Below are 24,080 nucleotides of genomic sequence, written 5' to 3'. Positions count from 1 at the left end.
CAGTTGACATGTGTTGTAGACCGTTCGTGCTGAGCTAAGTCGAAGCATGAAGGGTCTACAACACTTTCACCGTCGTGGTGAAGCCTCAAACTACCGTTGACCCTTCGACGGGCTCAGGGCGAACGGTAGTTTGAGGCTCTCAACTGCTCTTTTTAGGTTCAACGGTTGAACTAGGTATTTATTTTCCCCAGGTATCTCGTAGCGTGACGGTGCGGTTGAATACCGGCTTGCCGGGAGTGCTGTCTATCGCATCGAGGCAGAAATAACCCATGCGCTCGAATTGGAAACGGCTTTCAGGCGGCGCATCGGTAAGGCTCGACTCGACGCGCGATTCGGTTAGGATTTCCAGCGAATCCGGATTCAAAGCGTCCAGAAAGTTATCGAGCGAATCGGGATTCGGCTGGCTGAATAGCCTATCGTACAAGCGTATTTCAGCAGGTACGGAATGGCGTTCGCTGACCCAATGAATCACGCCCTTGACTTTACGACCTTCCGGGTTTTTACCTAATGTGTCCGGATCGTAACTGCAATGCAGCTCTATGATTGATTCGTTCTCGTCTTTGACGATGCGGTTGCAGCGGATCACGTAGGCGCCGCGTAGACGAACTTCGCCGCCTTCGACTAGGCGTTTGTACTTAGGCGGCGGATTTTCGGCGAAATCGTCCTGTTCGATATACAAAACCTTGCTGAACTCGACTTTACGCGTTCCGAGTTCCGGTTTTTGCGGATGATTGCCGAGCTCGAGCGCTTCGACTTTGTCGTCCGGATAGTTATCGATGATCAGCTTCAACGGGCGTAGCACCGCCATCGCGCGCGGGGCATTTTCATTCAAATCTTCGCGGATACAGTTTTCCAGAACGGCCATTTCAATCCACGAATCTTTTTTGGTGATGCCGATGCGTTCGCAAAAGTCGCGGATCGCGGCCGGCGTCACGCCCGCGCGGCGCAGGCCGGCGAGCGTCGGCATGCGCGGATCGTCCCAGCCGCCGACATGTTTTTCGATGACCAGTTGATTCAGTTTACGCTTACTGACGATGCTGTATTCGAGTTGCAGTCGCGCGAATTCGATTTGCTGCGGATGGCAGGGAATCGTAATGTTGTCGAGTACCCAGTCATAGAGCGGTCGATGGTCTTCGAATTCGAGCGTACACAGCGAATGCGTGATGCCTTCGATCGCGTCGGAAATGCAATGCGTATAGTCGTACATCGGATAAACGCACCATTGGTTGCCGGTGCGGTGATGATGTACGCGGCGAATTCGGTAAATGACCGGGTCGCGCATGTTGATATTTGACGAAGCCATATCGATTTTTGCCCGCAAGACGTATTGTCCGTCGGCGAATTCGCCGGCGCGCATGCGTGTGAATAAATCGAGGTTTTCTTCGATGGAACGGCTACGGTCCGGGCTTTCCTTGCCGGGTTCGGTCAGCGTGCCCCGATTCTGACGCATTTGTTCGGGTGTCGAGCTATCGACATAGGCCAAGCCTTTTTGAATCAACTCGACTGCGTAATCGTAAAGCTGTTCGAAATAATCGGAGGCATGGCGAAGTTCGTGCCATTGAAAGCCAAGCCAACTCACGTCGCGTTCGATCGCTTCCATGTATTCGACGCTTTCTTTTTCAGGATTCGTATCGTCGAAACGAAGGTTGCAGGTGCCCTGATATTCGGCCGCGATACCGAAATTCAAGCAAATCGATTTGGCATGGCCGATGTGCAAATAACCATTCGGTTCCGGAGGGAAGCGCGTGGCGACTTTGCCGTTATTTTTGTTTTGTTTCAGATCGTTATTGATGATCTGGCGAATGAAATTGGAAGGCAGCGTTTCGTTTGATGACATGGGTGGTCAGTGATTGATTGGTAATGGGAATGTTGTGTTAACACATGATCCTGAATCCGGCAGTTTGTCCACAAAAATTCGGCAACTCTCTGGTTGGCCCATTTCGTCATGTTTAGGACGTGGGGGCGCTTCTCAAGGAGAATGCTCCACCCTTGGGGTGAAAATTCAACAAATCATGAAAATCGAACATTTTGATGATTTTTGCGTATTGCGTGGACTAAAGCTTCATCTATGTAAAGAGACACAAAATGACGGGCAATACTACTGCAATTCCCGATTTCCGTAAAGCGGGCCGGTCATCGGATTTCGATCCAGCTGATTTTGGCGATGGGACTACATAAAACCAAGAAATACGCGCGAGTCATGAGCAGTTAGCCCGGTTCTTTATTAACTAAGGAATATGCACAAAAGAACTTATACAAGTAGTAGGCTTTGTGGCGGTTTGGTGACTCGCTTGACAGGACGCCGTGAATACATCCATGTAGGCTTGACGGCGGCTATCCCTGCCGCCGACACCTGTCAATCGAGCCACCAAACCCCAGCAATTCCCAGTTTGAGCAGTTTCGCCGATTTTAGGGTGTGGGGTATGCCTTGTCGAGGAACGCCGTAAACCCATCCATGGGGGCTTGGCGGCAGCTCGAACGCCATCCTTGGCGCTTGCAGATTTTGCAGGAGCAAAAATCTGCAAGCGCCAAGGATGGCGTGAATGCAGATTTTGCAGGAGCAAAAATCTGCCCTGCTGCCGACATCCTCGCCAAGCATACCCCACGCCCTTTTTGATCTCCAAATTGGGAATTGCTGACCAAACCCCCTTCCGACAGTTGTCTAAGTTATTTCATGCTTGTTCCTAAGTTTTGTCGATTGCGAGTCTTGTTTCTCTGCTGCGACAAGCTGCCGCGCGTCAATTCGCCACATTTTCAAGGTTTTTTGTACACAGTATAATGCATGCAACTCTTGATTAACTGCGTTTTGCAGGCTTTCCTCCTAAAGGGTTTTAAGAGTTTCTCAAGCGGACAATCGATGTCCGCTTTTTTTTGCCCGAAATAATGCCAAATTGGCTGATAGTGTGTTCCGTCGAATCGAATGCCGCTTAATTCGCTTGTGTGAAAAGCGAGTGCCCTAAATCATGGCAGCAATTCCCAGTTTGAGAAATTTCGCCGTATTCAGGATGCAGGCTATGCCAGTCGAGGAACGCCGTAAACCCATCCATGGGGGGCTTGACGGCGGCTCGAACGCCAAGGATTGCGATTGCGTGAATGCAGATTTTGCAGGAGCAAAAATCTGCCCTGCCGCCGACATCCGCGCCAGGCACACCCCGCAGCCTTTTTTATCCTCAAATTGGGAATTGCGGGGATCATGGTTTTTCTTGACGTTCTTTGCGGATGTTTTGCAAAGTATCCAGCCCTTTTTTTCGTTGGACTCGAATGATTTCCAATTCGGTTTGATACAATTTCGCCAATTCCTGATCGGCGGTTTGTTCGAGCGCATCGGTCAATTCGCGTTCCTTCTTTTTCAGTTTGCGGAGAACGGTTTTTAGTTCCTTGGCGTAGTGTTTGGTTTTTTTGTGCTCTGGATCGAAGAAATGTTCCAATTGGGTCAAAAATTTTGCTTTCATGATCCGATACCTTTTACTTATGAATTGACTGTTTCCACGACCGTTTTGATTTCCGTTTCATTCAATGCCAGGTTCTGCTCAGGCTCAAGGTGATGCGTATTATGCAAAAATAAAGTTTCCGCGGCTTTGACCAGATTGGTTTTGATACTGAACATGTAAGCGCTGTCATTAATCAACGATGAGCCGGTTTCGGCGGTGATTTTATTTTCGCGAATCAATGTCTCGATGCTGCGTGTGATCTGCTGGTCGTCTTCCTCAATTTTAGCCTTGAGAGCATCGAGCGAAACAAAAGGGAGTTCATCGGCCTCGATGTTTTTCATGAATGCATCGATTTGCTTGATCAATATTGCGATTTGATAAGCAATCTTTTGATACTCATCGCGGGCGTAGCGGTAACGCGAAGTGGCAAAATGCAGCCAGTTGTTTTGTAGATGCTTGGTATCTTTGATCGCCTCGACGATATGACGATTCGCATCGCGTAGCCAATAAAGTTTTGCCGAGGGTTTGTTTTCCGGAGAAAAAGAAGCGCGACTGATGAAGGCGATAATGGCACTGTAAATACCTTTAATGCGTTTTTCGTAAGCATTTTCGATATCGTATTCGGCCGGATTTTCTTGTTGCTTCAAAGTTTGAAGTAACTGCTCATTGTCCTGAAGATCCCGGCGGCTCAATCCAAAGGTTCTTAGAATGACATAAACGGCATTGTCGTATAGATGCAGCGTCTCCAGTCGTATCGATTCGTTCATGGTTTCAGGGAATTCAACCGCCGAGCTATTTAAATATTTCGGCATGAAAATACTGATTTTTCTTTCCTTAATGAAGCGTTGTAAAAACACGACCATGTACCCGATAAAAGGGAATAATAGAGCGATTCCCGCAAAATTGAATAAGGTGTGAAAGACGGCGAGTTTTAAGGTGTAGTCGCTGGGGTTTATTCCGATCTTATCGCTTAGCCAATCTACAGACACGACAAAATAAGGAATAAATATGAGTGTGACGAAGCCGGTCAAAAAATTAAAAATTAAATGCGCCCAAGCTAAACGTTTGCCGTCGATATTGGCGCCGAGTGCGCCGATAATAGCCGTGATCGTCGTGCCGATGTTAGAGCCGACCGCCAAGGCCAGGGCATTCTCGTAAGTGATTTGTTGTGCTGCTAGCGCGGTGATGATCAAGACCATTGTGGCATGGCTCGATTGCATGACGACCGTGGCGGCAACGCCGACCGCGGTGTAAACCAACAAGCCCTTGATGCCCGGCATGGCGAATTCGACTAGGTCGATGGTTTCCTTGATGCGCTCGAAATTATCCTTCATATAGTCGATGCCCAAAAACAGAAAGCCGAGTCCGGTCAGAATGAAGCCTACGCCTTTTACTTTTTTCCGGGCTTGAAAAATAAATAATATACCGAAAACCAGCATAGGCAGCGCGTATGCGGCGATATCGACTTTAAGTCCGAAGCCGGCGATCAGCCAGGCGCCGGTCGAGGTGCCGAGGTTAGCTCCGAAGATAATCCCGATGCCTGAGGCTAAATCGAGCAAACCCGCGCTGAGAAACGATATTGTGATGATCGATACCAATGAGCTCGATTGCATCAGCGTTGTCGCGACGATGCCGAAGCCCAGACTTTTGAGTCGCGTATCGGTGGTTTTTTGCAGAATGCGTTCCAGTGTGCCGCCGGTAAAGGCCTTGAAGCCTTGTTCGAGCGACATCATACCGAACAAAAAAATAGCAACGCCGGCTGCGATGCCTTTAAATTCTTCGCTAAGCCAAAAGCCGATACTTAATAAGGGAATACCCAGGATCAGGAAAATTTTTTGCATCGCGCTCTATTTAAGATAAAAAACTAAAAAATTTACAATGACTTTCTAAGTATAACCATCGTAGATCAAAATTCGGCACCGGGGGGGTCCGTCAAAGGACGCCGTGAATACGTCCATGTTGGCTCTATGCCAGCTCCGTGCCCGCAATGCCTTTGTCGGACACTCCGGTGCTTCCTCGGGCACTGCCGAAATTTGAAGTGTGAAAGAAAGGTATAGGCTTAGGAAATTTCAGTGAATCGCGACGTCTTAATCTCAATGGTTTTGCCATTCTAATGAGCGTGATCATGGCAACATCAATATTTCGTTTTAGACTATCGGGGGTTGTTTGGGTCCGGTTTTATGGATGCTAACCTGATCGCCGATGTGTAATACTCCGGTATTGTCATGCAAGGCATTTTGTCCGAAATAAACTTTTTGGTTCCATTTGCGAATTCTACTTAATGTGAGCAGCGGCTCTTGTCCGGATTCTGCCGTTTCCGGATCGATAGTCGGTACCGAGCAGCGCGCACAGGGTTTAGGTAATCTGAAGTTGATTTCGCCGATGCTTATCGTTCGCCAACTGTCTTCGGCGTAGCTATCGCAACCTGAAATGACCAAATTAGGCCTAAAACGGGGCATTGGATAATTCAGATTCATGGCGCGGTTGAGTGATGCCAGAGAGTTTTCCGAAATTATCAAGAACGGAAAGCCGTCCGAAAAATAAACTTTGTCTTCGGGCCGGGCGTAATTCGGATCGACCGGGCGAATCGTTTCTTCCGCTTGGTAAACCAGTTTGCAGTCGATATGTAAAAAATCACTGAGCCATCGGTTTGCTTGTGTTGAAACCTCGTGTGCCAGGCAGCGGTCATGCCAGATTTCGCATTCGAGCGTTTCACCGTTTGTTGCCTCCAGGGGGAGTACCAAATCGTCCAAACCCGGCGCCGATAGAGTCAGACAACTTTCGGTCAATGCGGTGCGAATCAATGCCATCTTAGGCAGGCGCCGTTGGGATAAAAATTTTCTGTTTTTATCAACCAACATCCATTGCCTATCATAGCGCAGACCTTTTTCAGTCACCGGCCAGCGGTCGACCGCGATACCCGCCAATGATTTAACCGGATAGATATAAATTCCGCTTAAAAAAGGCGAAGGCATCATTTAACCGAGCAGTCCTTTCACGACGCTCGATGTTAGGTTGCTCTGAGCGGCTAGACCGTCCGACGGGAATTGTTTAATCAAGTCGGCGGTTTGCCTGACAATCTCGTTGGCCTGTTCCGGTTCGGCGACCGGTGGGGCTGAATTGACATTTTGTGCTTCACGGTTACGAAACGATTCGGAAAGTTGTAGTGCGTTATCCGATAATTCGAGATTTTGTTCGTCGCTGACGATAGGCGCTCTTGGTGTGGCGACGTCTTGGTTTGGCGCTTCGGTAAGTCCGCGATTTTGCTCCGGCTGAGCGGGAACATTCGGTACGGTATTGTCGATGCGTGGTGTTATGGCTTGGATTTCCATTTTGGATTCCTCATTCGAAAAGATTCCTGACTATACCCTTTGCTAGTCAAATTTCGGCGTCGGGGTGCCCGTCAAAGGACGCCGTGAATACGTCCATGTAGGCTTTATGACAGCATCCATGCTGCCAAAGCCTTTGCCGAACACCCCTCCGCCTCCATACGCTAATGCCGAAATTTGGAGTGCGATAGGTATAACAAAGTGTTCATTGGTACCGATATGGCATTTTATACCCATCGTAAATGAAAATTCGGCCCCGGGGTCTCTTCCGCGGCACTGCCGAAATTTGAAGTGCGAAAGGTATAATTTGCCGATATCCGGTTTCATGGGTGGCAATGCCTGTTTTTTAATTGGGCAATAATTTTCTTGGATCGTTCATTTAAACAGTAAATCCGTCTGAGTTTCAAGTAAATGATCGCCAAGACCGTTTTGTCTTTCTTCGAACTTGATACCGTAGTCAAACTTATTGCTGCTGGATTGGCGGACGACTTTGGCTTTGATATTAAATCGTCTGCCGTCCGTGAATTTAAGTACTACAGTAATTTTTTTATTGATGCTCAGTTTTTCTTCGGCGCTTACGCGTAAGCCTTTACTGCTGATGTCTTGAAGTTGGGCTTGTGTCTTTTTATCTATCCCTAGCAGGTTTTTTGCAATCAACGCGACTTGAATATCGTTTCTGACATAGCGAACCGATCTTCGGCCATTATCTTGAATCGTATCATCGGTATCTAAATCGAAAATATCACGATGATCTTCTGAAGGAGGATTGATGTCGGCCATGGGGATTACGAAATCATGAGTAATGTTGGGTTATCGAATAATGTGGCGCTTTTTTAAATTATAGTGTGTTTTCGCTTGTATTAGGGGGCAGTTTATTATTGGCGGTGTCGATGCATAAGGAAACCCTGCTCAGTTATGTTTATAATGCTCGATTGAGCAATACCTTAAGCGTCAGGAATTTGTTAAGTTATATCTTTCGCACTTCAAATTTCGGCAGTGCCTAAGGAGGCGCCGAGGTGTCCGACAAGGCTTTGCCAGCATGGAGCTTTCATCGAGCCTAGATGGACGTATTCACGGCGTCCTTTGGCGGACCCCCGGCGCCGAATTTTTATCTCAGCCACAGCAATTGAATGGAGTAGGAAAATGATCGTCCGATCTTTATTGTTAGGTATTAGTATGCTGTCGTTGACTGTCTTTGTTGCACAAGCGGAACAAAAACAGGAAATCGAAATTGTTTACTTTACCCAAGAAAAAACGGCTCCGCCGGCCTTGTCGAATCTTGATCCGTTTATTCAAGACAAAGGGGAACTTGGCGCCGAACTGGCGATCGACGATAACAACACTACCGGACAGTTTACCGGTCAATTGTATAAACTGAACAAGGTTATCGTGCCGATCGACGGCGATGTCGCCCAGGAATTTAACGACAAGATAGCCGGGAAATTTTCCTTTGTTGTCGCTAATTTGCCAGCCGATGATTTACTGAAAATCATCGATGCGAATAAGCCGGAGCACACCTTGATTTTCGATGCGGGGACGACGGACGACAGTCTGCGGCAGCGTTGCGGTAGCGATGTGCTGCATATCTTACCAAGCCGCGCAATGCGTGCCGATGCCTTGGCTCAATATATGTTGAAAAAGCGCTGGGCCAAGTGGTTTTTGGTGATCGGTGCGAGCGATGAAGATAAATTATTCGCCGCTGCGATCAAGCGATCCGCGAAGCGTTTCGGCATGAAAATCGTCGCGGAGAAAGCCTGGGATCATACCTATGACGCTCGGCGTACCGCTCAATCCGATGTGCCGGTGTTCACGCAGGGCGTCGACTACGATATATTGGTGGTTGCCGACGAACAAGGCTTGTTCGGCGAATATCTCGATTATCGGACTTGGATTCCAAGGCCGGTTATCGGCACGCAAGGCTTGATCGCGACGTCCTGGCATCGTGCGCATGAACAATGGGGCGCGGTGCAAATTCAAAATCGTTTCAAAGAGCAAAAGGGCCGTTGGATGGAAGAGGCGGATTACGGCGCTTATCTAGCGATTCGTGCCGTCGGCGAGGCCGCGACCCGGACCCAATCGAGCCAACTCAACGATATCAAGACTTATTTGTTGAGCGACAAATTCGCGTTGCAAGGTTATAAAGGCAGGCCATTGTCGTTCCGGACTTGGAACGGTCAGTTGAGACAACCGCTGTTACTCGCAGCGCCGCGTTCTTTGGTTGCGGTCGCCCCGATCGAAGGTTTTTTACATCCGAAAACCGAATTGGATACGCTGGGTTTTGATCAACCTGAAACCAAATGTAAGTAAAAGGTAGAGACTATGAAAAATATTTTATGGACTGTCGCGCTATGCGCTGCCGTTACGGCCCACGCCGAAACAGTTTACGTCACACTGGAAAAAGACAATGCCTTGGCCGTCGTCGATCCGATTGCCGGAACATTAACCAAAACGGTACCGGTCGGGCAAAGACCTCGCGGTATTGCAATCAGCCCCGATAATAAGTTCCTATACATAGCGACCAGCGACGACGATACGATTAAAATCATCGATGCCGAAACGCTTGAGGAAGTCGGACGATTGCCGTCCGGCGAGGATCCCGAGACCTTTGCGGTCAGTCCCGACGGCAGCCGTATGTATGTATCGAACGAGGACGACAGTCAAGTCACCGTGATCGATGTGCAAGAACGCAAAGCGATCAAGGAAATCAAGGTCGGCGTCGAGCCGGAAGGCATTGCCGCGAGCCCCGATGGGCGTTGGGTTATCAGCGCTTCCGAAACGACCAATATGCTGCACTGGATCGATACCGAGAGCCTTGCTATCGTCGATAACACGCTAGTCGACCCGCGCCCACGGGCGTTGAGTTTTACCGCCGACAGTAAATTCGTTTGGGCGACATCCGAAATGGCCGGGACCTTGACGATACTCGATGCAGAGACTCGGCAAGTCGTCAAGAATATTAAACTGGAAGTTCCGGGCGTGACTTTCGATAAGATTCAGCCGGTCGGCGTCGCGATCGATAAGGATAATCGCTGGGGCTATGTCGCAATGGGGCCTGCGAACCGGGTTGCGGTAATTAATGCCAAAACTTACGAGATCGAAAAATTTCTGTTGGTTGGCGAAAGAGTCTGGAATTTGGCGTTCTCTCCCGATCAAAAGCGGCTTTATACGACCAACGGCGTCAGCAACGATATTTCGATCATCGACTTGGCTAGCCATAAAGTCACCAAATCGGTCGGGGTAGGGCGCTATCCCTGGGGTGTGGTTGCGAAGCCATGAATTCGATCGCGTTGTCCGTCGAGGATTTAAGTTTTTCCTACAGCGGCAAGAAGGCTCTGGATAAGGTCGGCTTTTCGATAAATCCCGGTGAATGTACGATTCTGCTCGGACCGAACGGCGCCGGAAAAAGTACCTTGTTTGCGTTAATTACGAGGCTTTACGATACGCGTTCCGGACGTATCGAACTGTCCGGCTTCGATATCAAGAAACAAACGCGCAAGGCATTGGCGATGTTGGGCGTGGTTTTTCAGCAAACCACGCTCGATATGGATCTGACGGTGATGCAGAATTTGCGTTACCACACGGCTCTGCACGGCATGAGGCGTAAGGTGGCGAAACAGCGTATACAGGAGGAATTGGAGCGATTCGATATGTATGAGCGCCGTTTCGAAAAAATACGGCAACTCAACGGCGGGCACCGGCGGCGTGTCGAAATTGCCCGGGCGCTGTTGCATAAGCCGTCACTGCTGTTGCTCGACGAACCGACGGTCGGACTCGATGTGCCGAGCCGCAAGGCGATTGTCGAACACGTTCATCAATTGGTTAATGACGGGCAATTATCGGTGCTGTGGGCGACGCATCTCATCGACGAAATTTATCCGGACGATCATTTGGTCGTGTTGCATCAAGGCCAAGTCAAGGCGAACGGCGCGATTCCCACGGTTTTACAACAGACCGGCAAAGAGTCGATCGACGAGGCGTTTTTTGCACTGACTCAGGGGGCACGGACATGAGGCTATTGCATTATTGGCGAGCGATGTGGGGCATTATCGGCCGCGAATTATTGCGCTTCGTGAAGCAACGCGAGCGTTTTATTTCAGCCTTGGTTCGACCCTTGCTATGGCTATTCGTGTTCGCGGCAGGATTTCGCGCCGCGCTTGGCATCGCGATTGCGCCGCCTTACGAAACCTATATTCTTTACGAAGTCTATATCACCCCCGGTCTGATCGGCATGATTCAATTGTTCAACGGCATGCAAAGTTCGTTGTCGATGGTTTACGACCGCGAAATGGGCAGTATGCGGACTCTGATGGTTGCACCATTGCCGCGTTGGTTTCTGCTGTTTTGTAAGCTGATTGCCGGAACCGCCGTGTCGGTCTTGCAAGTCTATGTCTTTCTTGGTATCGCCTGGCTGTATGAGATCGAGGCGCCGCTTGAAGGCTATCTCTGGGTATTGCCGGCCTTGTTGTTGTCGGGAATGATGCTTGGCGCATTGGGCTTATTGCTGTCATCGTTCATCAAACAATTGGAAAACTTTGCCGGCGTGATGAATTTCGTCATTTTTCCGATGTTTTTCATGTCGACTGCGTTGTATCCGCTTTGGAAAATCAAGGAGTCCAGCGAATTGCTGCATAATATCGCCCGGTACAATCCGTTTTCGCAAGCAGTGGAATTGATTCGTTTTGCGTTGTATAACCAATTCAATCAAGAGGCTTTTATCTACACACTATCGGCCTTTGTCATTTTCATGACAGCGGCCATACTCGGTTATAACCCATCGAAAGGCATGATGACTCGAAAAGGAGGAGGCGCCTAATGCAACACAAAACGATTTTGGTAACCGGCGGCGCCGGTTTCATCGGCGGCAATTTCGTCCGTCGCTTAGTGGAAAAAGGCAGTGTCAAAGTCATCAATCTGGATGCCTTGACCTACGCCGGTAATCTGGAAACTCTGGCGGATTTAGACGGAAACGACAATCACCGCTTCGTACTCGGGTCGATTGGCGACAAAAGCCTGGTCGATTATTTGTTGACGCGTTATCAACCCGATGCGATCGTCAATTTCGCGGCCGAAAGCCATGTCGACCGCTCGATCGACAATCCCGGTGCGTTTATTCAGACCAATGTGGTCGGCACATACGGATTGCTCGATTCAGCGAAGGCTTATTGGCGGCAACTCGATAGCGAAGATCGGCAGAATTTTCGGTTTCTTCATGTCTCGACCGATGAAGTCTACGGGTCGCTCGGCGCGGAAGGCAAATTCACCGAGCAAACGCCTTATCAACCGAATTCGCCGTATTCGGCGTCGAAGGCCGCGTCCGACCACTTGGTCAGAGCCTATCATCACACTTACGATTTTCCGGTATTGACGACCAATTGCTCGAATAATTACGGGCCTTATCAATTCCCGGAAAAACTCATTCCGTTGATGATCTTGAACGCGCTTAGCGGAAAGTCGTTGCCGATTTACGGGGCCGGAATGAATGTGCGCGATTGGCTGTATGTCGAAGACCATTGCCGCGCGATCGAGACCGTGCTCGAAAATGGCCTTATCGGCGAGGTTTACAATATCGGCGGCAACAATGAAAAAACCAACCTGGAAGTCGTCGAAACGATTTGCGCCGTGCTCGACGAATTAATGCCGGATTCGAATTTCAGGCCGCATCGAAATTTGATGCAATTCGTGCAAGACCGTCCCGGTCATGATCTGCGTTATGCGATCGATGCCGGTAAAATTAAACGCGAATTGGGTTGGGAACCGCAAGAAACCTTCGAAACCGGTCTGCGAAAAACCGTGCAATGGTATCTCGATAATAAAGCCTGGTGGGCCAATGTCTTGGACGGCAGTTACCGGGGCGAGAGACTGGGGTTGCAGAATCTTTGATTTTGCTAAAGATTAATTCTAGATTTGGCAGTTTAACCATGAAGCACATGAACCTAAAAAGAGCAGTTTGAGGCTTCACCAAGCCGGTGTAAGTGTTGTAGACCCTTCATGCTTCGACTGGGCTCAGCACGAACGGTCTACAACACTTGCCAACTGCTCTTACTGTGAAAGTTCGTAGATTTGGACTCTTCTAATTTTTTGATAGTCGAAGCTCGATAGAGAGCATGTCGGTTCCGAAGAGGGCGCGTTTGCTCGATCGACAGGTGTCGGCGGCAGGGCAGATTTTTGCTCCTGCAAAATCTGCATTCATGCCATCCATGGCAATCAGATTCCGCCGTCGAGCCTACAGGGACGTATTCACCCAGCACCTAAATTCCATAGCCCATTGGCTATGGTTAACTATCTTGGATAATTTAGGTGCTGGGTTCACGGCGTCCTGTCGGGCGAGTGACCGCGCCCTCCGCCACCCAAGAACTTTCATTTGCCGGGGCGATGGCTAGGCCTTCATGAACGTTAGGTTAAATAATCCTCCCCAGCAGAAAAACGACTACGCATATTTTTAAGCTCGGAGTATTCCGGAGCTACCTACTTTACGAAACGACTTAATTTTTTCCAAACATGAAATATGACCGAGGAAATAGACATGGCTGAACGATTGCCTTCTGTCAGCGTGCAGCGCAATCTCTCTTCCCCTTTTTCGTCATCGACAAGCATGGTCGGGCGCGGATTGGAGGCTATTCGTAACGCTCCAGCCAATGAGCCTGCGGTCAATATGGACGAGCGTTACCGCTTAGCCCGCGACAGTTATAATCGTATTACCGATGACGGCAATGAAATCCGATTTAACTGCGATGCGACGGCTACAGTCATAAACGGCAATGAAAGCGAATCGCTGCGGCCCTTGTTTTCGATGAGGCAGCAGCTGAAACAAGATTTCTCGACGTTCCAAGAATTAGCCGATCAAGATTACGGTAAGGCCTATTTTCCGCTTGCGAGAATGTATTTGGGCGGACAAGGGATTCCTCGAAATGCCGAAAAAGCCGAATATTATATGCGCATGGCGTTCAACTGGTGTACGTCTCATCAAGCGCTTGCCGATCCGGAAATTTGGATGGATCTGGCCGAAATGTACGGTAATGGTTTTGGCATTGAACAGAATCCGGTTCAGTCATTGTCATGGTGCCGCAAGGCTGCCGAAGCAGGTCTGGCCGGCGCTCAATATAATTTAGGTTTAAAAATCGAATACGGATTAGGCGTCAAGCAGGATGCAATCCAGGCTGTTTTTTGGTACCGAAAGGCGGCCGATCAAGGCTATGCCGGAGCGCAATGTAACCTAGGGCTGAACTACGAATGCGGTTACGGGGTCGAGCAAAATACAGTGCAGGCGGCATTCTGGTATCGCCGCGCCGCCGAGCAAGGCTACGCTTATGCGCAAATCGAGCTGGGGGCGCTCTACGAGTTCGGTGTAGGTGTGGCGCGAGATGGCGAGCAAGCAGCGTTTTGGTACCGAAAAGCGGCCGAACAAGGTCATCCTTATGCGCAAGATTTTTTAGGCGAATTGTATTGGGCCGGTTTTGGCGTGGCGCAAGATTATGAAAAAGCCGTGTTTTGGTATCGACAAGCCGCCGATCAAGGCGCGCCGAGAGCGCAAGATATGCTGCATCGAGTTTATCCGAACGGTCCTGCAGTTGAAACCGTCGATCAGCAAGCCTTGTATTGGTATCGCAAGATTGCCGGCCGCGGGCATGTGAAAACGCAAGAATTTCTGTCGAGATTCGACATCAATTGGAAGAATCGTTAATGCTACCGGAAGAACAAGAACTCAAGCGTTTGGAGACCGAAGAAGCCGAGCTCGAAGAGCAGGTCTCATCCGCTGAGTTGGCGTTGGAAACGGTAAAAACCGAAATGGCGCAGTTTCATTACCGCTACTACCGGCTAGTGGGTTATTTGTATGTCGAAATGGATGAGTTGGATGCTCGAATTGCCTCGGAACAAGCAGAGCGCTATCCCGACAATATCGAGTTGCGAGCGCGCGCCCATGACGCCGAGCAGCAGGCGCAGCGATCGGCTGAAGAAGCCGGTTTAACCGAAAGCCAGGTTCCGCCGGCCGAAATTACGCCGGAAATCAAACAAGCCTACCGTAAAGCGACGAAGCTGATGCACCCCGACCGCGCCACTAACGAGATCGAACGCGAACGCCGCACAATCATGATGGCCCGCGTCAATCGTGCCTACGAGGCCGGCGATTTGGCGGCAATCGAACAATTGATTATCGATTTCGGCCAAGACTCGGAAGCCGTCGAAGGTAGCGATACCGGCGCGCGCTTGGTCAAAGTGATTCGCCGTATCGCACAATTGCGCCGGCGTTTGTCCGAGGCCGAACAGGAACTCAGCGAACAAAAGCAAACGGAATTATACGAATTGATGGGCACGGTCGGCGAGGCCGAAGCGAGCGGCGAAGACCCGCTCGGCGACTTGGCCAGGCAATTGACCCAGCACATCAGCGAGCGCAAGGTTCGTTTGGAATTGCTTTGTCAACCGGCGAATTAACCTAAAAAAGCATTTCACCATGAAGATCATGAAGTACTTGAAAATACAGCGATTTCAATTTAAATGAGTGACTTATCATTAACAGCCTATGTCATCATTATTGCCGCTGGAGTGCAGGCTTGCCTGCACTCCAGTCCCGCCATTGTTTTGATGTTTTTGAGTCATTAACTGGATTCCTGATTAGCAAGATGCTTCAGCTTGCTGAAGCCAATTGTCCGAGCAGTGGCCAGTCGTAGCCACTTCTGCGGGACGGGTTATTTAACCCGTCCCCAACGTTTCGGTTTGCCCTAAACATTTCGGCTAACTTCGGCCAAAGTCAAAACGTTTAGGACGGGGTTGCAAACCCCGTCCTGCTAGGGATATGCTGGTTTTTGGGCTTTAGCTGAAGAAACTTGCTAATCAGGACTGGATTTGAAAACGCTATATTACTGCATTGAGTTCATCTGTTATATTGGGATAGTTTATAAAGCACTCAATTCTCTTCCCTTCATTATCTTCATGCCCTTCATGGTAATAAAAAACAAGCTATAAACATTGTACTGCATTAGCACCCTTGAAATCCTTCATGAAGTTCATGTGTTTCATGGTTAAATTGTAGAATTTAGGATTAAGCGATAGTCGAAGGAGGAGCGGTCATGATCGATTGGAATCAAACTCACGCCGCTATTTGGCGGCGGCGGAAAGAATGTCTGCGGCCGGTCAAGCAACTGGATGCGATTCGACTCGATGATTTGCTCGGTATCGATCGGCAAAAGCAATGCTTGATCGACAATACCGAGCGCTTTTTAGCGGGAAAACCGGCCAATAACGCCTTGCTTTGGGGCGCGCGAGGTACCGGTAAATCGTCGTTGATCAAGGCCTTGCTCAATGAATACAAGGATCGGGGTCTGCGGGTCATTGAAGTGGACAAACAAGATTTGATCGATCTGCCCGAAATCGTCGACGACATTCGCGAACAAGAGCAGCGTTTCATCGTCTATTGCGACGACCTTTCCTTCGAAGCCGATAACGGCTTGTATACCGCGCTGAAGAGCGTCATGGAAGGTTCCATCGAATTGCCGCCGGAAAATGTATTGCTCTATGCCACATCGAACCGGCGCCATCTGATGCCGGAACAGATGCGCGACAATCTCGATACCCGCTTAGTCGACGGCGAGGTTCATTATTCCGATGCGGTCGAACAAAAAATATCGCTCTCCGACCGCTTCGGCTTGTGGCTGTCGTTTTACCCGCCGAATACCGAAACCTTTCTGGAAATCGTCGATAGTCTGTTCACCAGTTACGACGGCGACAGCGAACAACTCCATCAAAAAGCCCTGGAGTTTGCCAAGCTCAGGGCATCGAAAAGCGGCCGAACCGCAAAGCAGTTTTACAATGCCTATAGCGAATGACAGGGCATTCGCCCTAGTTTTCCTGGTTGAATCCTCGCTTTAAACATCGCGATTTCTCATGCCCGTGCGCAAACCCAAACATCGACTCGGGCCGCACCGGCTTTTTTTAGCGCTCGCGCCAGTTCGGAAACGGTCGTGCCGGTGGTCATCACGTCATCGATGATTGCAATATGATCGAATCTTAACGGTCCGTTGACGGTAAATGCGTTTCTCATGTTTTTACGCCGTTCCTTGGCCGGCAAATCGATTTGGTGGGGCGTGTTGCGGCTACGAATGCAACAGTCGAGGTCAATCGGTATCGCTAGTTCGCGGCTTAGCGTGCGGGCGATTTCGATCGATTGATTAAAGCCGCGTTCCCGGTAGCGGCGAGGGTGCAACGGCACCGGCACCAGGCAATCGGGCATTTCGGCGGATATTTTCAAGTAGTCCGCCATCAACAATCCTAGCAGTCGCGCATTTTTGAATTGGCGGCGAAATTTCAATCCTGAGATTAAAAAACGGATAACGCTTTGATGTTTAAAAGGCGCATGCGTTTCGTCGAAGCCGGGCATGCGTTTTTGACAATCGCCGCACAATACCGGCCCGGTTGGCGCGTGTTCGAAAGGAATGCCGCAGCGGTAACAGCAATATGGGTTAGTGACCAGTAATTCCATGCAAGGCCCGCAAATATCCCTCGAAGCCTGTCCCTGATTGCCGCATAAAATGCAGGTGGGCGGCAATAAGTAATTCTGTATAATATCGAGCCAGTTGTTTACCATTTTAAAGCGGTCAGGTTGACAAACGGTGCGCCATTGAAAAAGATCGGTACCGGGTGCAGCTCGAATCCGACAAAAGCCTGATCGATATCGCTCAATTTTTATAATCCGGAGATTAACAGAATGTCAGCAAACCCAGCAATAAGCACGATTCGCCACGACTGGCGCACTGAGGAGGTTCAAGCTTTATTCGCGTTGCCTTTCAACGATTTGATATTTCGTGCCCAATCGATTCATCGCGAACATTTCGACCCGAACGAGATTCAGATTAGTAGCTTATTGAGCATTAAAACCGGATCGTGTTCGGAAGATTGCGCTTATTGCCCGCAAAGCGCGCGTTATGATGCGGATTTGCAACCGGAAGCCTTGATGCCGGTCGATGACGTGTTAAAGGCAGCGCGGCGCGCGAAAGACGAAGGCGCTTCTCGGTTCTGCATGGGCGCGGCCTGGCGACAACCGAAAGACAAAGATGTCGCGCGCGTCGTCGAAATGATTCAAGGCGTTAAAGCGTTAGGCATGGAAACCTGTGTGACCCTGGGTATGTTGACCGACACTCAAACCGCGACGCTCAAGGAAGCCGGTCTCGATTATTACAATCATAATCTGGATACTTCGGAAGATTATTATTCGGAAATCATCACGACCCGTAGCTATCAAGACCGTCTCGATACCTTAGCGAGGGTTCGGGATGCCGGTATCAATGTCTGTTGCGGCGGCATTGTCGGCATGGGCGAGAGCGAACAAGACAGAGCGAAACTGTTGATCGAATTGGCTAATTTACCGAAGCATCCGGAAAGCGTGCCGATCAACATGCTGGTTCAGGTCGAGGGTACGCCGCTGAACGGTACCGAAAAATTGGATCCTATCGTATTCATTAGAACCATCGCGGTCGCGCGTATCCTAATGCCGACTTCCCGCGTGCGTTTGTCGGCCGGCCGTAATGCTATGAGCGACGAAATGCAGGCTCTATGTTTTCTCGCCGGCGCCAATTCGATTTTCTACGGCGAAAAATTGTTGACGACCGACAATCCGATGACCAATCAAGATCTAGCCTTATTTGAGCGCTTAGGCGTGCGTTCCGGCGGGTCTTGTCACGTTCAATGATCGGTATCGAATCCGGGCTGGATGCCGAGCTCGAGCGCTTGGCGCGCGAAGATTTGTACCGGACGCGCCGAGTCGTCGAATCCGCTCAAGGCGTCGAATTACAGTGCGGCGGACGAAAGCTGATTAATTTTTGCGGCAACGATTATCTCGGCTTGGCCAATCATCCTGCGGTCGTCAAGGCCTTTCAAGACGGCGCGGCTCGTTACGGCGTCGGCAGCGGCTCCGCGCATTTGATTTGCGGTCACGGCAGCGCGCATCATGCCTTGGAAGAAGAACTTGCGGAGTTTACCGGCCGCGATCGTGCGCTGTTGTTTTCGACCGGTTACATGGCGAATATCGGCGTCATTTCGGCGCTGACGGGCAAGGGGGATACGGTTTTCGAAGACCGGTTGAATCATGCCTCTCTATTGGATGGCGGTTTGTTATCGGGCGCGCGTTTCAAACGATATCGCCATGCCGACGCGGACGGTTTGCTCGATAGTTTGAACCGTACCGAAGGACGGTCGATGATCGTAACCGACGGCGTGTTCAGTATGGATGGAGATTTGGCGCCGCTCGACGTCCTGTCGCAAATCGCGAAAGATCAGGACACCTGCTTAATGGTCGACGATGCGCACGGTTTGGGCGTGATCGGCGACAAAGGGCGGGGAATCGTCGAGCATTTCGGCTTGACGCAACAACAGGTGCCGATATTGGTCGGAACGCTCGGCAAGGCTTTCGGTACCTTTGGAGCCTTTGTCGCCGGCTCCGAAACGCTGATCGAGACTTTGATTCAAAAGGCTCGAACCTATATCTACACGACCGCATTGCCGCCCGCCGTCGCCGAAGCAACCCGTGCTGCTTTGAATATTCTTATCGAAGATCAGTGGCGCAGGGAAAATTTAAACGATTTGGTGCGACGTTTTCGCCGAGGCGCCGAACAGCTCGGTTTTCCGTTGATGCCCTCGAATTCGGCGATTCAGCCTATCCTGATCGGCGATAGTCGAAGGGCGGTCGAAATCGGCAAGCGTTTGCTCGATGACGGGTTTTGGGTCGGTGCAATTCGGCCGCCCACCGTTCCGCAAGGCAGCGCTCGGCTGCGCGTGACTTTTTCGGCGCTACACGACGAGCAACAAGTCGATCGTTTGCTCGAATCCTTGGCAAAATCTATATCGCAATGACTATTCATTATCAAGTTTACGGCGAAGGGGAGCCTATCGTCTTGGTCCATGGTTGGGCGATGCATTCGGGCATTTGGCGCAATTTTGCCGAGCAATTGGCGCAAACCCGCCGCGTCGTTTGCGTCGATTTGCCGGGGCATGGCTTAAGCGCCGAAATACCCGAGTTCACGCTCGAGTCGGTATGCGAGCAGTTGAGCGAAATTGTCGATAGTAAAGCTTGCTGGATCGGTTGGTCGTTGGGCGGGTCGGTGGCCTTGGCAATGGCTGGATTGTTTCCGGAAGTCGTCTCGTCGGTCGTTCTGCTGGCCAGCAATCCTTGTTTTGTCGAAAATGCGGATTGGCCGGGTATGCCGGAAAATCAGCTCGATCTATTCGCCGAGAACCTCGGCGTCGATTGCGAATCGACGCTATTGCGTTTCTTGTCATTGCAAATCAATGGTTTGCCAGAGTTTAGGAAATTGTCTAAAAAACTCGCGGCCGTGCTTCGCGAATCCCGCATGCCGACGGAAAAAACGCTGCAGGGCGGCTTAGCTGTTTTAAAGCAGACCGATTTAAGGTCGGCGCTTGCCGATCTTCGCGTACCGGTCGCGGCGATGTTGGGCGAAAAAGATACCTTGGTTCCGGTTGGCATCGGCGAAGCAATGCGGGTAATCAATCCGGACCTGCATTTGAGCGTGATTAAAAATGCCGGGCATGCGCCGTTTTTATCGCATCGACCGGAATTGATCGAGAGTCTTATCGATTTTTGGGAGTCGAGGTGAGCGCGGTATTTGAACTGGATAAGACCAAGCTCAGAGAATCGTTCGGTTCGGCGAGTCTGTCTTATGATCGTGTTGCCGGTTTACAAAGAACGGTTGGCATAAATCTATTGCAAAGAGTAGCACCGGCACAATTGACGGGCACCGTTGTCGATTTGGGCTGCGGCACCGGATTTTTGACTAAATCCTTGCTCGATGCCGAAAATGTCGAGCGAATTGTTGCGCTCGACATTGCCTTGCCGATGCTGCATGCGGCAAGGCAAAAGCTCGGCGATACCGGTCGTTTGCATTATGTTTGCGGCGATGCGGAAAGCCCGCCGTTAAATACGAACTCGGTCGATACGGTGGTTTCCAATCTGGCCTTGCAATGGTGCCGCGATTTAACGGCGGTTTTCTGCGGTCTGCATCGTATTCTCAAGGCGGACGGCGAATTGGTATTTTCGACTTTCGGTCCGCATACGCTCTGCGAGTTAAAACAGGCTTGGGCCGCAGTCGACGACTATCATCATGTCAACGAGTTTTACCGCGAAACGGAAATCAGGCGTTGCCTGGCCGATGCCGGATTTAAGGAAATAGCGGTGCAATCCGAAATTTATCGGCCGGTTTACGGTTCCGTATTGGCTTTAATGAAAGAGCTTAAATCGATGGGGGCACATAATGTGTCTTCCGGACGTAATAAAAGGCTAACGACAAAACAGGAAATGACAAGCATGATCGAGGCTTATCCGCTTAATGATGCCAATATTGAGGCGACATTTGAGGTTTTTATCGTTTCGGCGAGAGTAGAAAACAATGACTAAAGGGCTATTTATAACCGGCACAGATACGGGTGTCGGAAAAACCTGGGCGACTGTCGCGTTGATGCGTCATTTTAAAAATCAAGGGCATACGGTTATCGGCATGAAGCCGGTCGCCTCGGGTTGTCTCGAAATCGACGGCAAACTGAGAAACGAAGATGCGCTGCTATTACAGCAAAACGCCTCGATACCGGTGCAATACGAATGGGTTAATCCTTACGCCTATCGCATGCCGGTTTCGCCGCATTTGGCTGGAGCAGAGCATCCGCCGGTTTTGGATGATATATGTTCGATTTTTCAAACGCTGCAACAAAATGCCGATATCGTTTTGGTCGAAGGCGTCGGCGGTTGGCGGGTTCCGTTGAATGCCGACTCCGATGTCTCCGATTTGGCGCGCGTACTGGGCTTGCCGGTCGTCATCGTGGTGAAGATAAGGCTGGGTTGTATCAATCATGCAAGATTAACTTATGAGTCGATTGTGCAGTCCGGGCAAGCTTGCGCCGGTTGGATAGCCGTTTGCTCCGATAACAACATGCTGTTGCGCGAGGAAAATATCGCCACGATTAAGGCAATGATCGACGCACCGTTGCTAGGAGTATTTCCTTTTATGCCCGAACCCGACTTCGATGAGCTGTCGGCGGCATTCGAGAAAACCCTATAAAAAATATTGAAATTAAGTTCCAAATAAACCATAATTCTTTTGCGGTTATTTCGGCATGCAAAACAGTTTGCAATGCAAGGGGAGGGCGAATGCGCCGCATTCTCATAATTCAAAGCCTTGACGAGTGAAAAGGCTCAAACAAGGCAATTAATCAACACAGGAGAGGAAATTATGGCTTTAATCACTTGGACGGCAGATCAATTCGGCACCAATGTCGGTTTTGCCGACGATGAACATAAAGTTTTGTTCGACAAACTCAATAAACTTTACGATTTGGCGACAGGCGGGGCGGAAAGATCCGCAATCGGCGCGCAACTCGATGATTTAATTGCCTATGTCGTAGGGCATTTCGCGCATGAAGAAAAAGAAATGGAAGCGGCCGGTTTTGCCGGTTTGGCGGCACATAAAGCCGAACACGAGGCCTTAGTGGGAACTTGCGCCGATCTACAAAAAAAATTCCATGCCGGCGAAGCCGATGTAACCGATGAGGTGGGGCAAATGGTTAAGAGTTGGTTGGAAAGTCACATTCCGACTTTCGATAGAGGCTATGCCGCCGTTTTGAGTTAATCGATGAAAAAATGAATGGATGCTTTTTCAACTTTTTCAATATGAAGTTAGCATTTTTCAGAAAATATTTCGATACGGTTGTAGCCTAAATTGACGGTTAAGGTTACTGTCGATGAAGACTGTTAGCCCGGAATAGACTGTGAAAATGAAGATAATTGAAGCCCGTGAATAGGGAATCACGGGCTTTTTTGTGCGCGTTAGTTTTAAGGCATCGGCAAAGCTCTTCTGGCTTACCGTTGCATCATGGGTTAAAATTCTCGTTTTTAAAATAGCTATTATAAAAACAGGGAAATTAGTGAATGTTGATTTGCTTTGAACCCCGGCTAAAAGTAGCTGATCAGCGAGAGAAACTTTTTCTCTATTTCATTGACTTAAGATAGGGCGCTTGCCGTTAGAAAGCCAAATCGTACAAGCCTTGATCTTAAAACAAGCTGGCGCTGATGACGTTACTAAGAATTTATCAATTGCATACAAGAGTTTCTAACTACCACCGGGAGGCTGCTCCGTGAAGAAAACCAAGCAACTGTTCGCAAGCCTGTTCTTGATGTCCTTGGGACTAGGGAATGCACAGGCCGAATATACACTGAATCTGAGGCAAGGCGTAACCCAGATCAGTCAAGAAGTCTACGATTTGCATATGTTGATTTTATGGATATGTGTGTTAATCGGTATTGCTGTGTTCGGCACAATGTTCTACTCGATATATCACCATCGTAAATCGAAAGGGCATGTCGCATCTCAATTTCATGAGAGCACCAAAGTCGAAATTATCTGGACGATCATTCCGACTTTGATTCTGATCGGTATGGCGATTCCGGCTACAAAAACGATGCTCGATTTGGACGATGTTCAAGATGCGGATATGTCGATCAAAGTCACCGGGTGGCAATGGAAATGGGAATATGAATACCTGGATAACGGTATTCACTTTTTCAGTACCTTGGACGAAGCCAGTAATAGAGCGCGTCAGCTGGGTTCCGGTATCGATCCGAGATCCGTGCCTCATTACTTGCTTAATGTCGATCATCCGTTGGTTGTTCCGGTCAATACGAAAATCCGCTTTTTATTCACTGCTGCCGATGTTCTGCATTCCTGGTGGGTGCCTGATTTAGGATGGAAAAAAGATACGGTCCCCGGCTTTATAAATGAAGCCTGGACTTATGTCGAAAAAGCAGGAACCTATCGCGGACAGTGTGCCGAACTCTGCGGAAAAGATCATGGTTTCATGCCGATCGTCGTGATCGCAATGGAGCAAGACGACTATGACGCATGGGTTGAATCTCAGAAGGCGGGGGCCGAAGCCGAGAAACAATTGGCCGATAAGGAGTGGACGACTGATGAGCTGATGACTAAGGGTGAAGCCGTGTATGCCAATAACTGTGCTTCCTGTCACATGGCCGACGGCGCCGGTATGGAAGGTGCATTTCCGGCTTTGACCGGAAGCTCTGTCGTGACGGGCGATATCGATGCTCAAATCGAGTTAATGTATAACGGAAAAGGGATGATGCCTGCATTTGGACAAATGCTGAGCGAAACCGAATTTGCCGCAGTCGTTACCTATACCCGCAATGCCTTAGGTAACTCGGTGGGCGATTCGGTTCAACCCGCTGCGATTAAATCATTGAAATCATCCGCACCGACGGATGAAGAGGAAGATGAGGATGATGAAGAGTAATGCTTAACTTTATTCAAAATCT

At 49.7% G+C, this 24,080-nt stretch carries 23 protein-coding genes; 16 read left to right on the top strand and 7 right to left on the bottom strand.

All coding sequences use genetic code 11. The annotated features are described in order from the left end of the window. Positions 1-178: 178 nt before the first annotated feature. A complete protein-coding gene (locus MEALZ_RS11465; protein ID WP_014148799.1) occupies positions 179-1,837 on the bottom strand; it encodes a glutamine--tRNA ligase/YqeY domain fusion protein in 1,659 nt (552 codons plus the stop codon). A gap of 618 nt (positions 1,838-2,455) precedes the next feature. Here MEALZ_RS11465 and MEALZ_RS23230 point away from each other — a divergent pair. Further along, positions 2,456-2,617 carry a hypothetical protein gene (locus tag MEALZ_RS23230; protein ID WP_162472949.1) on the top strand — a complete coding sequence of 54 codons (162 nt, stop codon included), beginning with the start codon at positions 2,456-2,458 and terminating at the stop codon, positions 2,615-2,617. 574 nt (positions 2,618-3,191) lie between these two features. Here MEALZ_RS23230 and MEALZ_RS11450 read toward each other — a convergent pair. The 5 genes from MEALZ_RS11450 to MEALZ_RS11425 form a co-directional block, all read right to left on the bottom strand. After that, positions 3,192-3,452, bottom strand: a complete 261-nt coding sequence (locus tag MEALZ_RS11450; protein WP_014148798.1) for a hypothetical protein — start codon at positions 3,450-3,452, stop codon at positions 3,192-3,194. A gap of 17 nt (positions 3,453-3,469) precedes the next feature. Then, on the bottom strand, positions 3,470-5,272 hold the full coding sequence (locus MEALZ_RS11445; RefSeq protein WP_014148797.1) for a Na/Pi cotransporter family protein: 1,803 nt from the start codon (positions 5,270-5,272) through the stop codon (positions 3,470-3,472). A 306-nt stretch (positions 5,273-5,578) separates the two neighbouring features. Beyond that, positions 5,579-6,409, bottom strand: coding sequence for an MOSC domain-containing protein (locus MEALZ_RS11440; RefSeq protein ID WP_014148796.1), 831 nt, complete (start codon positions 6,407-6,409; stop codon positions 5,579-5,581). Further along, positions 6,410-6,763, bottom strand: coding sequence for a hypothetical protein (locus MEALZ_RS11435; protein ID WP_014148795.1), 354 nt, complete (start codon positions 6,761-6,763; stop codon positions 6,410-6,412). It abuts the gene before it with no gap. A gap of 372 nt (positions 6,764-7,135) precedes the next feature. Further along, a complete protein-coding gene (locus MEALZ_RS11425) occupies positions 7,136-7,540 on the bottom strand; it encodes a PilZ domain-containing protein (RefSeq protein WP_014148794.1) in 405 nt (134 codons plus the stop codon). Between the two features lie 363 nt (positions 7,541-7,903). Between MEALZ_RS11425 and MEALZ_RS11420 the strand changes: the two genes are divergently transcribed. The 8 genes from MEALZ_RS11420 (at position 7,904) to MEALZ_RS11385 (ending at position 16,581) form a co-directional block, all read left to right on the top strand. After that, positions 7,904-9,067: an ABC transporter substrate-binding protein gene (locus MEALZ_RS11420; protein WP_014148792.1), complete on the top strand. Its 1,164-nt coding sequence runs from the start codon at positions 7,904-7,906 to the stop codon at positions 9,065-9,067. A 12-nt stretch (positions 9,068-9,079) separates the two neighbouring features. After that, positions 9,080-10,036: a PQQ-dependent catabolism-associated beta-propeller protein gene (locus tag MEALZ_RS11415; RefSeq protein ID WP_014148791.1), complete on the top strand. Its 957-nt coding sequence runs from the start codon at positions 9,080-9,082 to the stop codon at positions 10,034-10,036. Then, positions 10,033-10,770 carry an ABC transporter ATP-binding protein gene (locus MEALZ_RS11410; protein WP_014148790.1) on the top strand — a complete coding sequence of 246 codons (738 nt, stop codon included), beginning with the start codon at positions 10,033-10,035 and terminating at the stop codon, positions 10,768-10,770. Before MEALZ_RS11415 ends, MEALZ_RS11410 begins: the two co-directional genes overlap by 4 nt. Then, positions 10,767-11,573 (top strand): ABC transporter permease, encoded by an 807-nt coding sequence (locus MEALZ_RS11405; protein WP_014148789.1) that lies wholly within the window; start codon positions 10,767-10,769, stop codon positions 11,571-11,573. The genes MEALZ_RS11410 and MEALZ_RS11405 overlap by 4 nt, the downstream gene beginning before the upstream one ends. Continuing rightward, positions 11,573-12,640 carry a dTDP-glucose 4,6-dehydratase gene (gene rfbB / locus MEALZ_RS11400; RefSeq protein ID WP_014148788.1) on the top strand — a complete coding sequence of 356 codons (1,068 nt, stop codon included), beginning with the start codon at positions 11,573-11,575 and terminating at the stop codon, positions 12,638-12,640. Before MEALZ_RS11405 ends, rfbB begins: the two co-directional genes overlap by 1 nt. A gap of 643 nt (positions 12,641-13,283) precedes the next feature. Next, positions 13,284-14,441, top strand: a complete 1,158-nt coding sequence (locus tag MEALZ_RS21010) for a tetratricopeptide repeat protein (RefSeq protein ID WP_014148787.1) — start codon at positions 13,284-13,286, stop codon at positions 14,439-14,441. Beyond that, the gene (locus tag MEALZ_RS11390) at positions 14,441-15,190 is read left to right on the top strand and encodes a J domain-containing protein (protein WP_014148786.1); all 750 of its coding nucleotides are present in this window, start codon (positions 14,441-14,443) and stop codon (positions 15,188-15,190) included. Before MEALZ_RS21010 ends, MEALZ_RS11390 begins: the two co-directional genes overlap by 1 nt. 635 nt (positions 15,191-15,825) lie before the next feature. Next, positions 15,826-16,581: an ATP-binding protein gene (locus MEALZ_RS11385; RefSeq protein ID WP_014148785.1), complete on the top strand. Its 756-nt coding sequence runs from the start codon at positions 15,826-15,828 to the stop codon at positions 16,579-16,581. A gap of 56 nt (positions 16,582-16,637) precedes the next feature. Here MEALZ_RS11385 and MEALZ_RS11380 read toward each other — a convergent pair whose 3' ends face one another. Continuing rightward, on the bottom strand, positions 16,638-17,339 hold the full coding sequence (locus tag MEALZ_RS11380) for a ComF family protein (protein ID WP_014148784.1): 702 nt from the start codon (positions 17,337-17,339) through the stop codon (positions 16,638-16,640). A 120-nt stretch (positions 17,340-17,459) separates the two neighbouring features. On the opposite strand from MEALZ_RS11380, the gene bioB reads away from it, so the two are divergent. The 7 genes from bioB to coxB all read left to right on the top strand — a co-directional run bounded on the left by bioB (position 17,460) and on the right by coxB (position 24,058). After that, the gene (bioB, locus tag MEALZ_RS11375) at positions 17,460-18,440 is read left to right on the top strand and encodes a biotin synthase BioB (RefSeq protein ID WP_014148783.1); all 981 of its coding nucleotides are present in this window, start codon (positions 17,460-17,462) and stop codon (positions 18,438-18,440) included. Next, entirely contained in the window at positions 18,437-19,600 is a 1,164-nt protein-coding gene (gene bioF / locus MEALZ_RS11370) for an 8-amino-7-oxononanoate synthase (protein ID WP_014148782.1), read from the top strand. Before bioB ends, bioF begins: the two co-directional genes overlap by 4 nt. Next, positions 19,597-20,361, top strand: coding sequence for a pimeloyl-ACP methyl ester esterase BioH (gene bioH / locus MEALZ_RS11365; protein WP_014148781.1), 765 nt, complete (start codon positions 19,597-19,599; stop codon positions 20,359-20,361). Before bioF ends, bioH begins: the two co-directional genes overlap by 4 nt. Then, the gene (gene bioC, locus MEALZ_RS11360) at positions 20,358-21,158 is read left to right on the top strand and encodes a malonyl-ACP O-methyltransferase BioC (RefSeq protein ID WP_014148780.1); all 801 of its coding nucleotides are present in this window, start codon (positions 20,358-20,360) and stop codon (positions 21,156-21,158) included. Before bioH ends, bioC begins: the two co-directional genes overlap by 4 nt. Beyond that, on the top strand, positions 21,151-21,816 hold the full coding sequence (bioD, locus tag MEALZ_RS11355) for a dethiobiotin synthase (RefSeq protein ID WP_014148779.1): 666 nt from the start codon (positions 21,151-21,153) through the stop codon (positions 21,814-21,816). The genes bioC and bioD overlap by 8 nt, the downstream gene beginning before the upstream one ends. Before the next feature lie 171 nt (positions 21,817-21,987). After that, positions 21,988-22,383, top strand: coding sequence for a bacteriohemerythrin (locus MEALZ_RS11350; protein ID WP_014148778.1), 396 nt, complete (start codon positions 21,988-21,990; stop codon positions 22,381-22,383). A gap of 505 nt (positions 22,384-22,888) precedes the next feature. Then, positions 22,889-24,058, top strand: coding sequence for a cytochrome c oxidase subunit II (gene coxB / locus MEALZ_RS11345; RefSeq protein ID WP_014148777.1), 1,170 nt, complete (start codon positions 22,889-22,891; stop codon positions 24,056-24,058). Positions 24,059-24,080 lie beyond the last annotated feature (22 nt).

Source organism: Methylotuvimicrobium alcaliphilum 20Z (genome assembly GCF_000968535.2).
GTDB classification, from domain to species: Bacteria; Pseudomonadota; Gammaproteobacteria; order Methylococcales; family Methylomonadaceae; genus Methylotuvimicrobium; species Methylotuvimicrobium alcaliphilum.
Note: the sequence above shows the minus strand (reverse complement) of the source record. Positions and strands in the feature narration are given on the sequence as shown.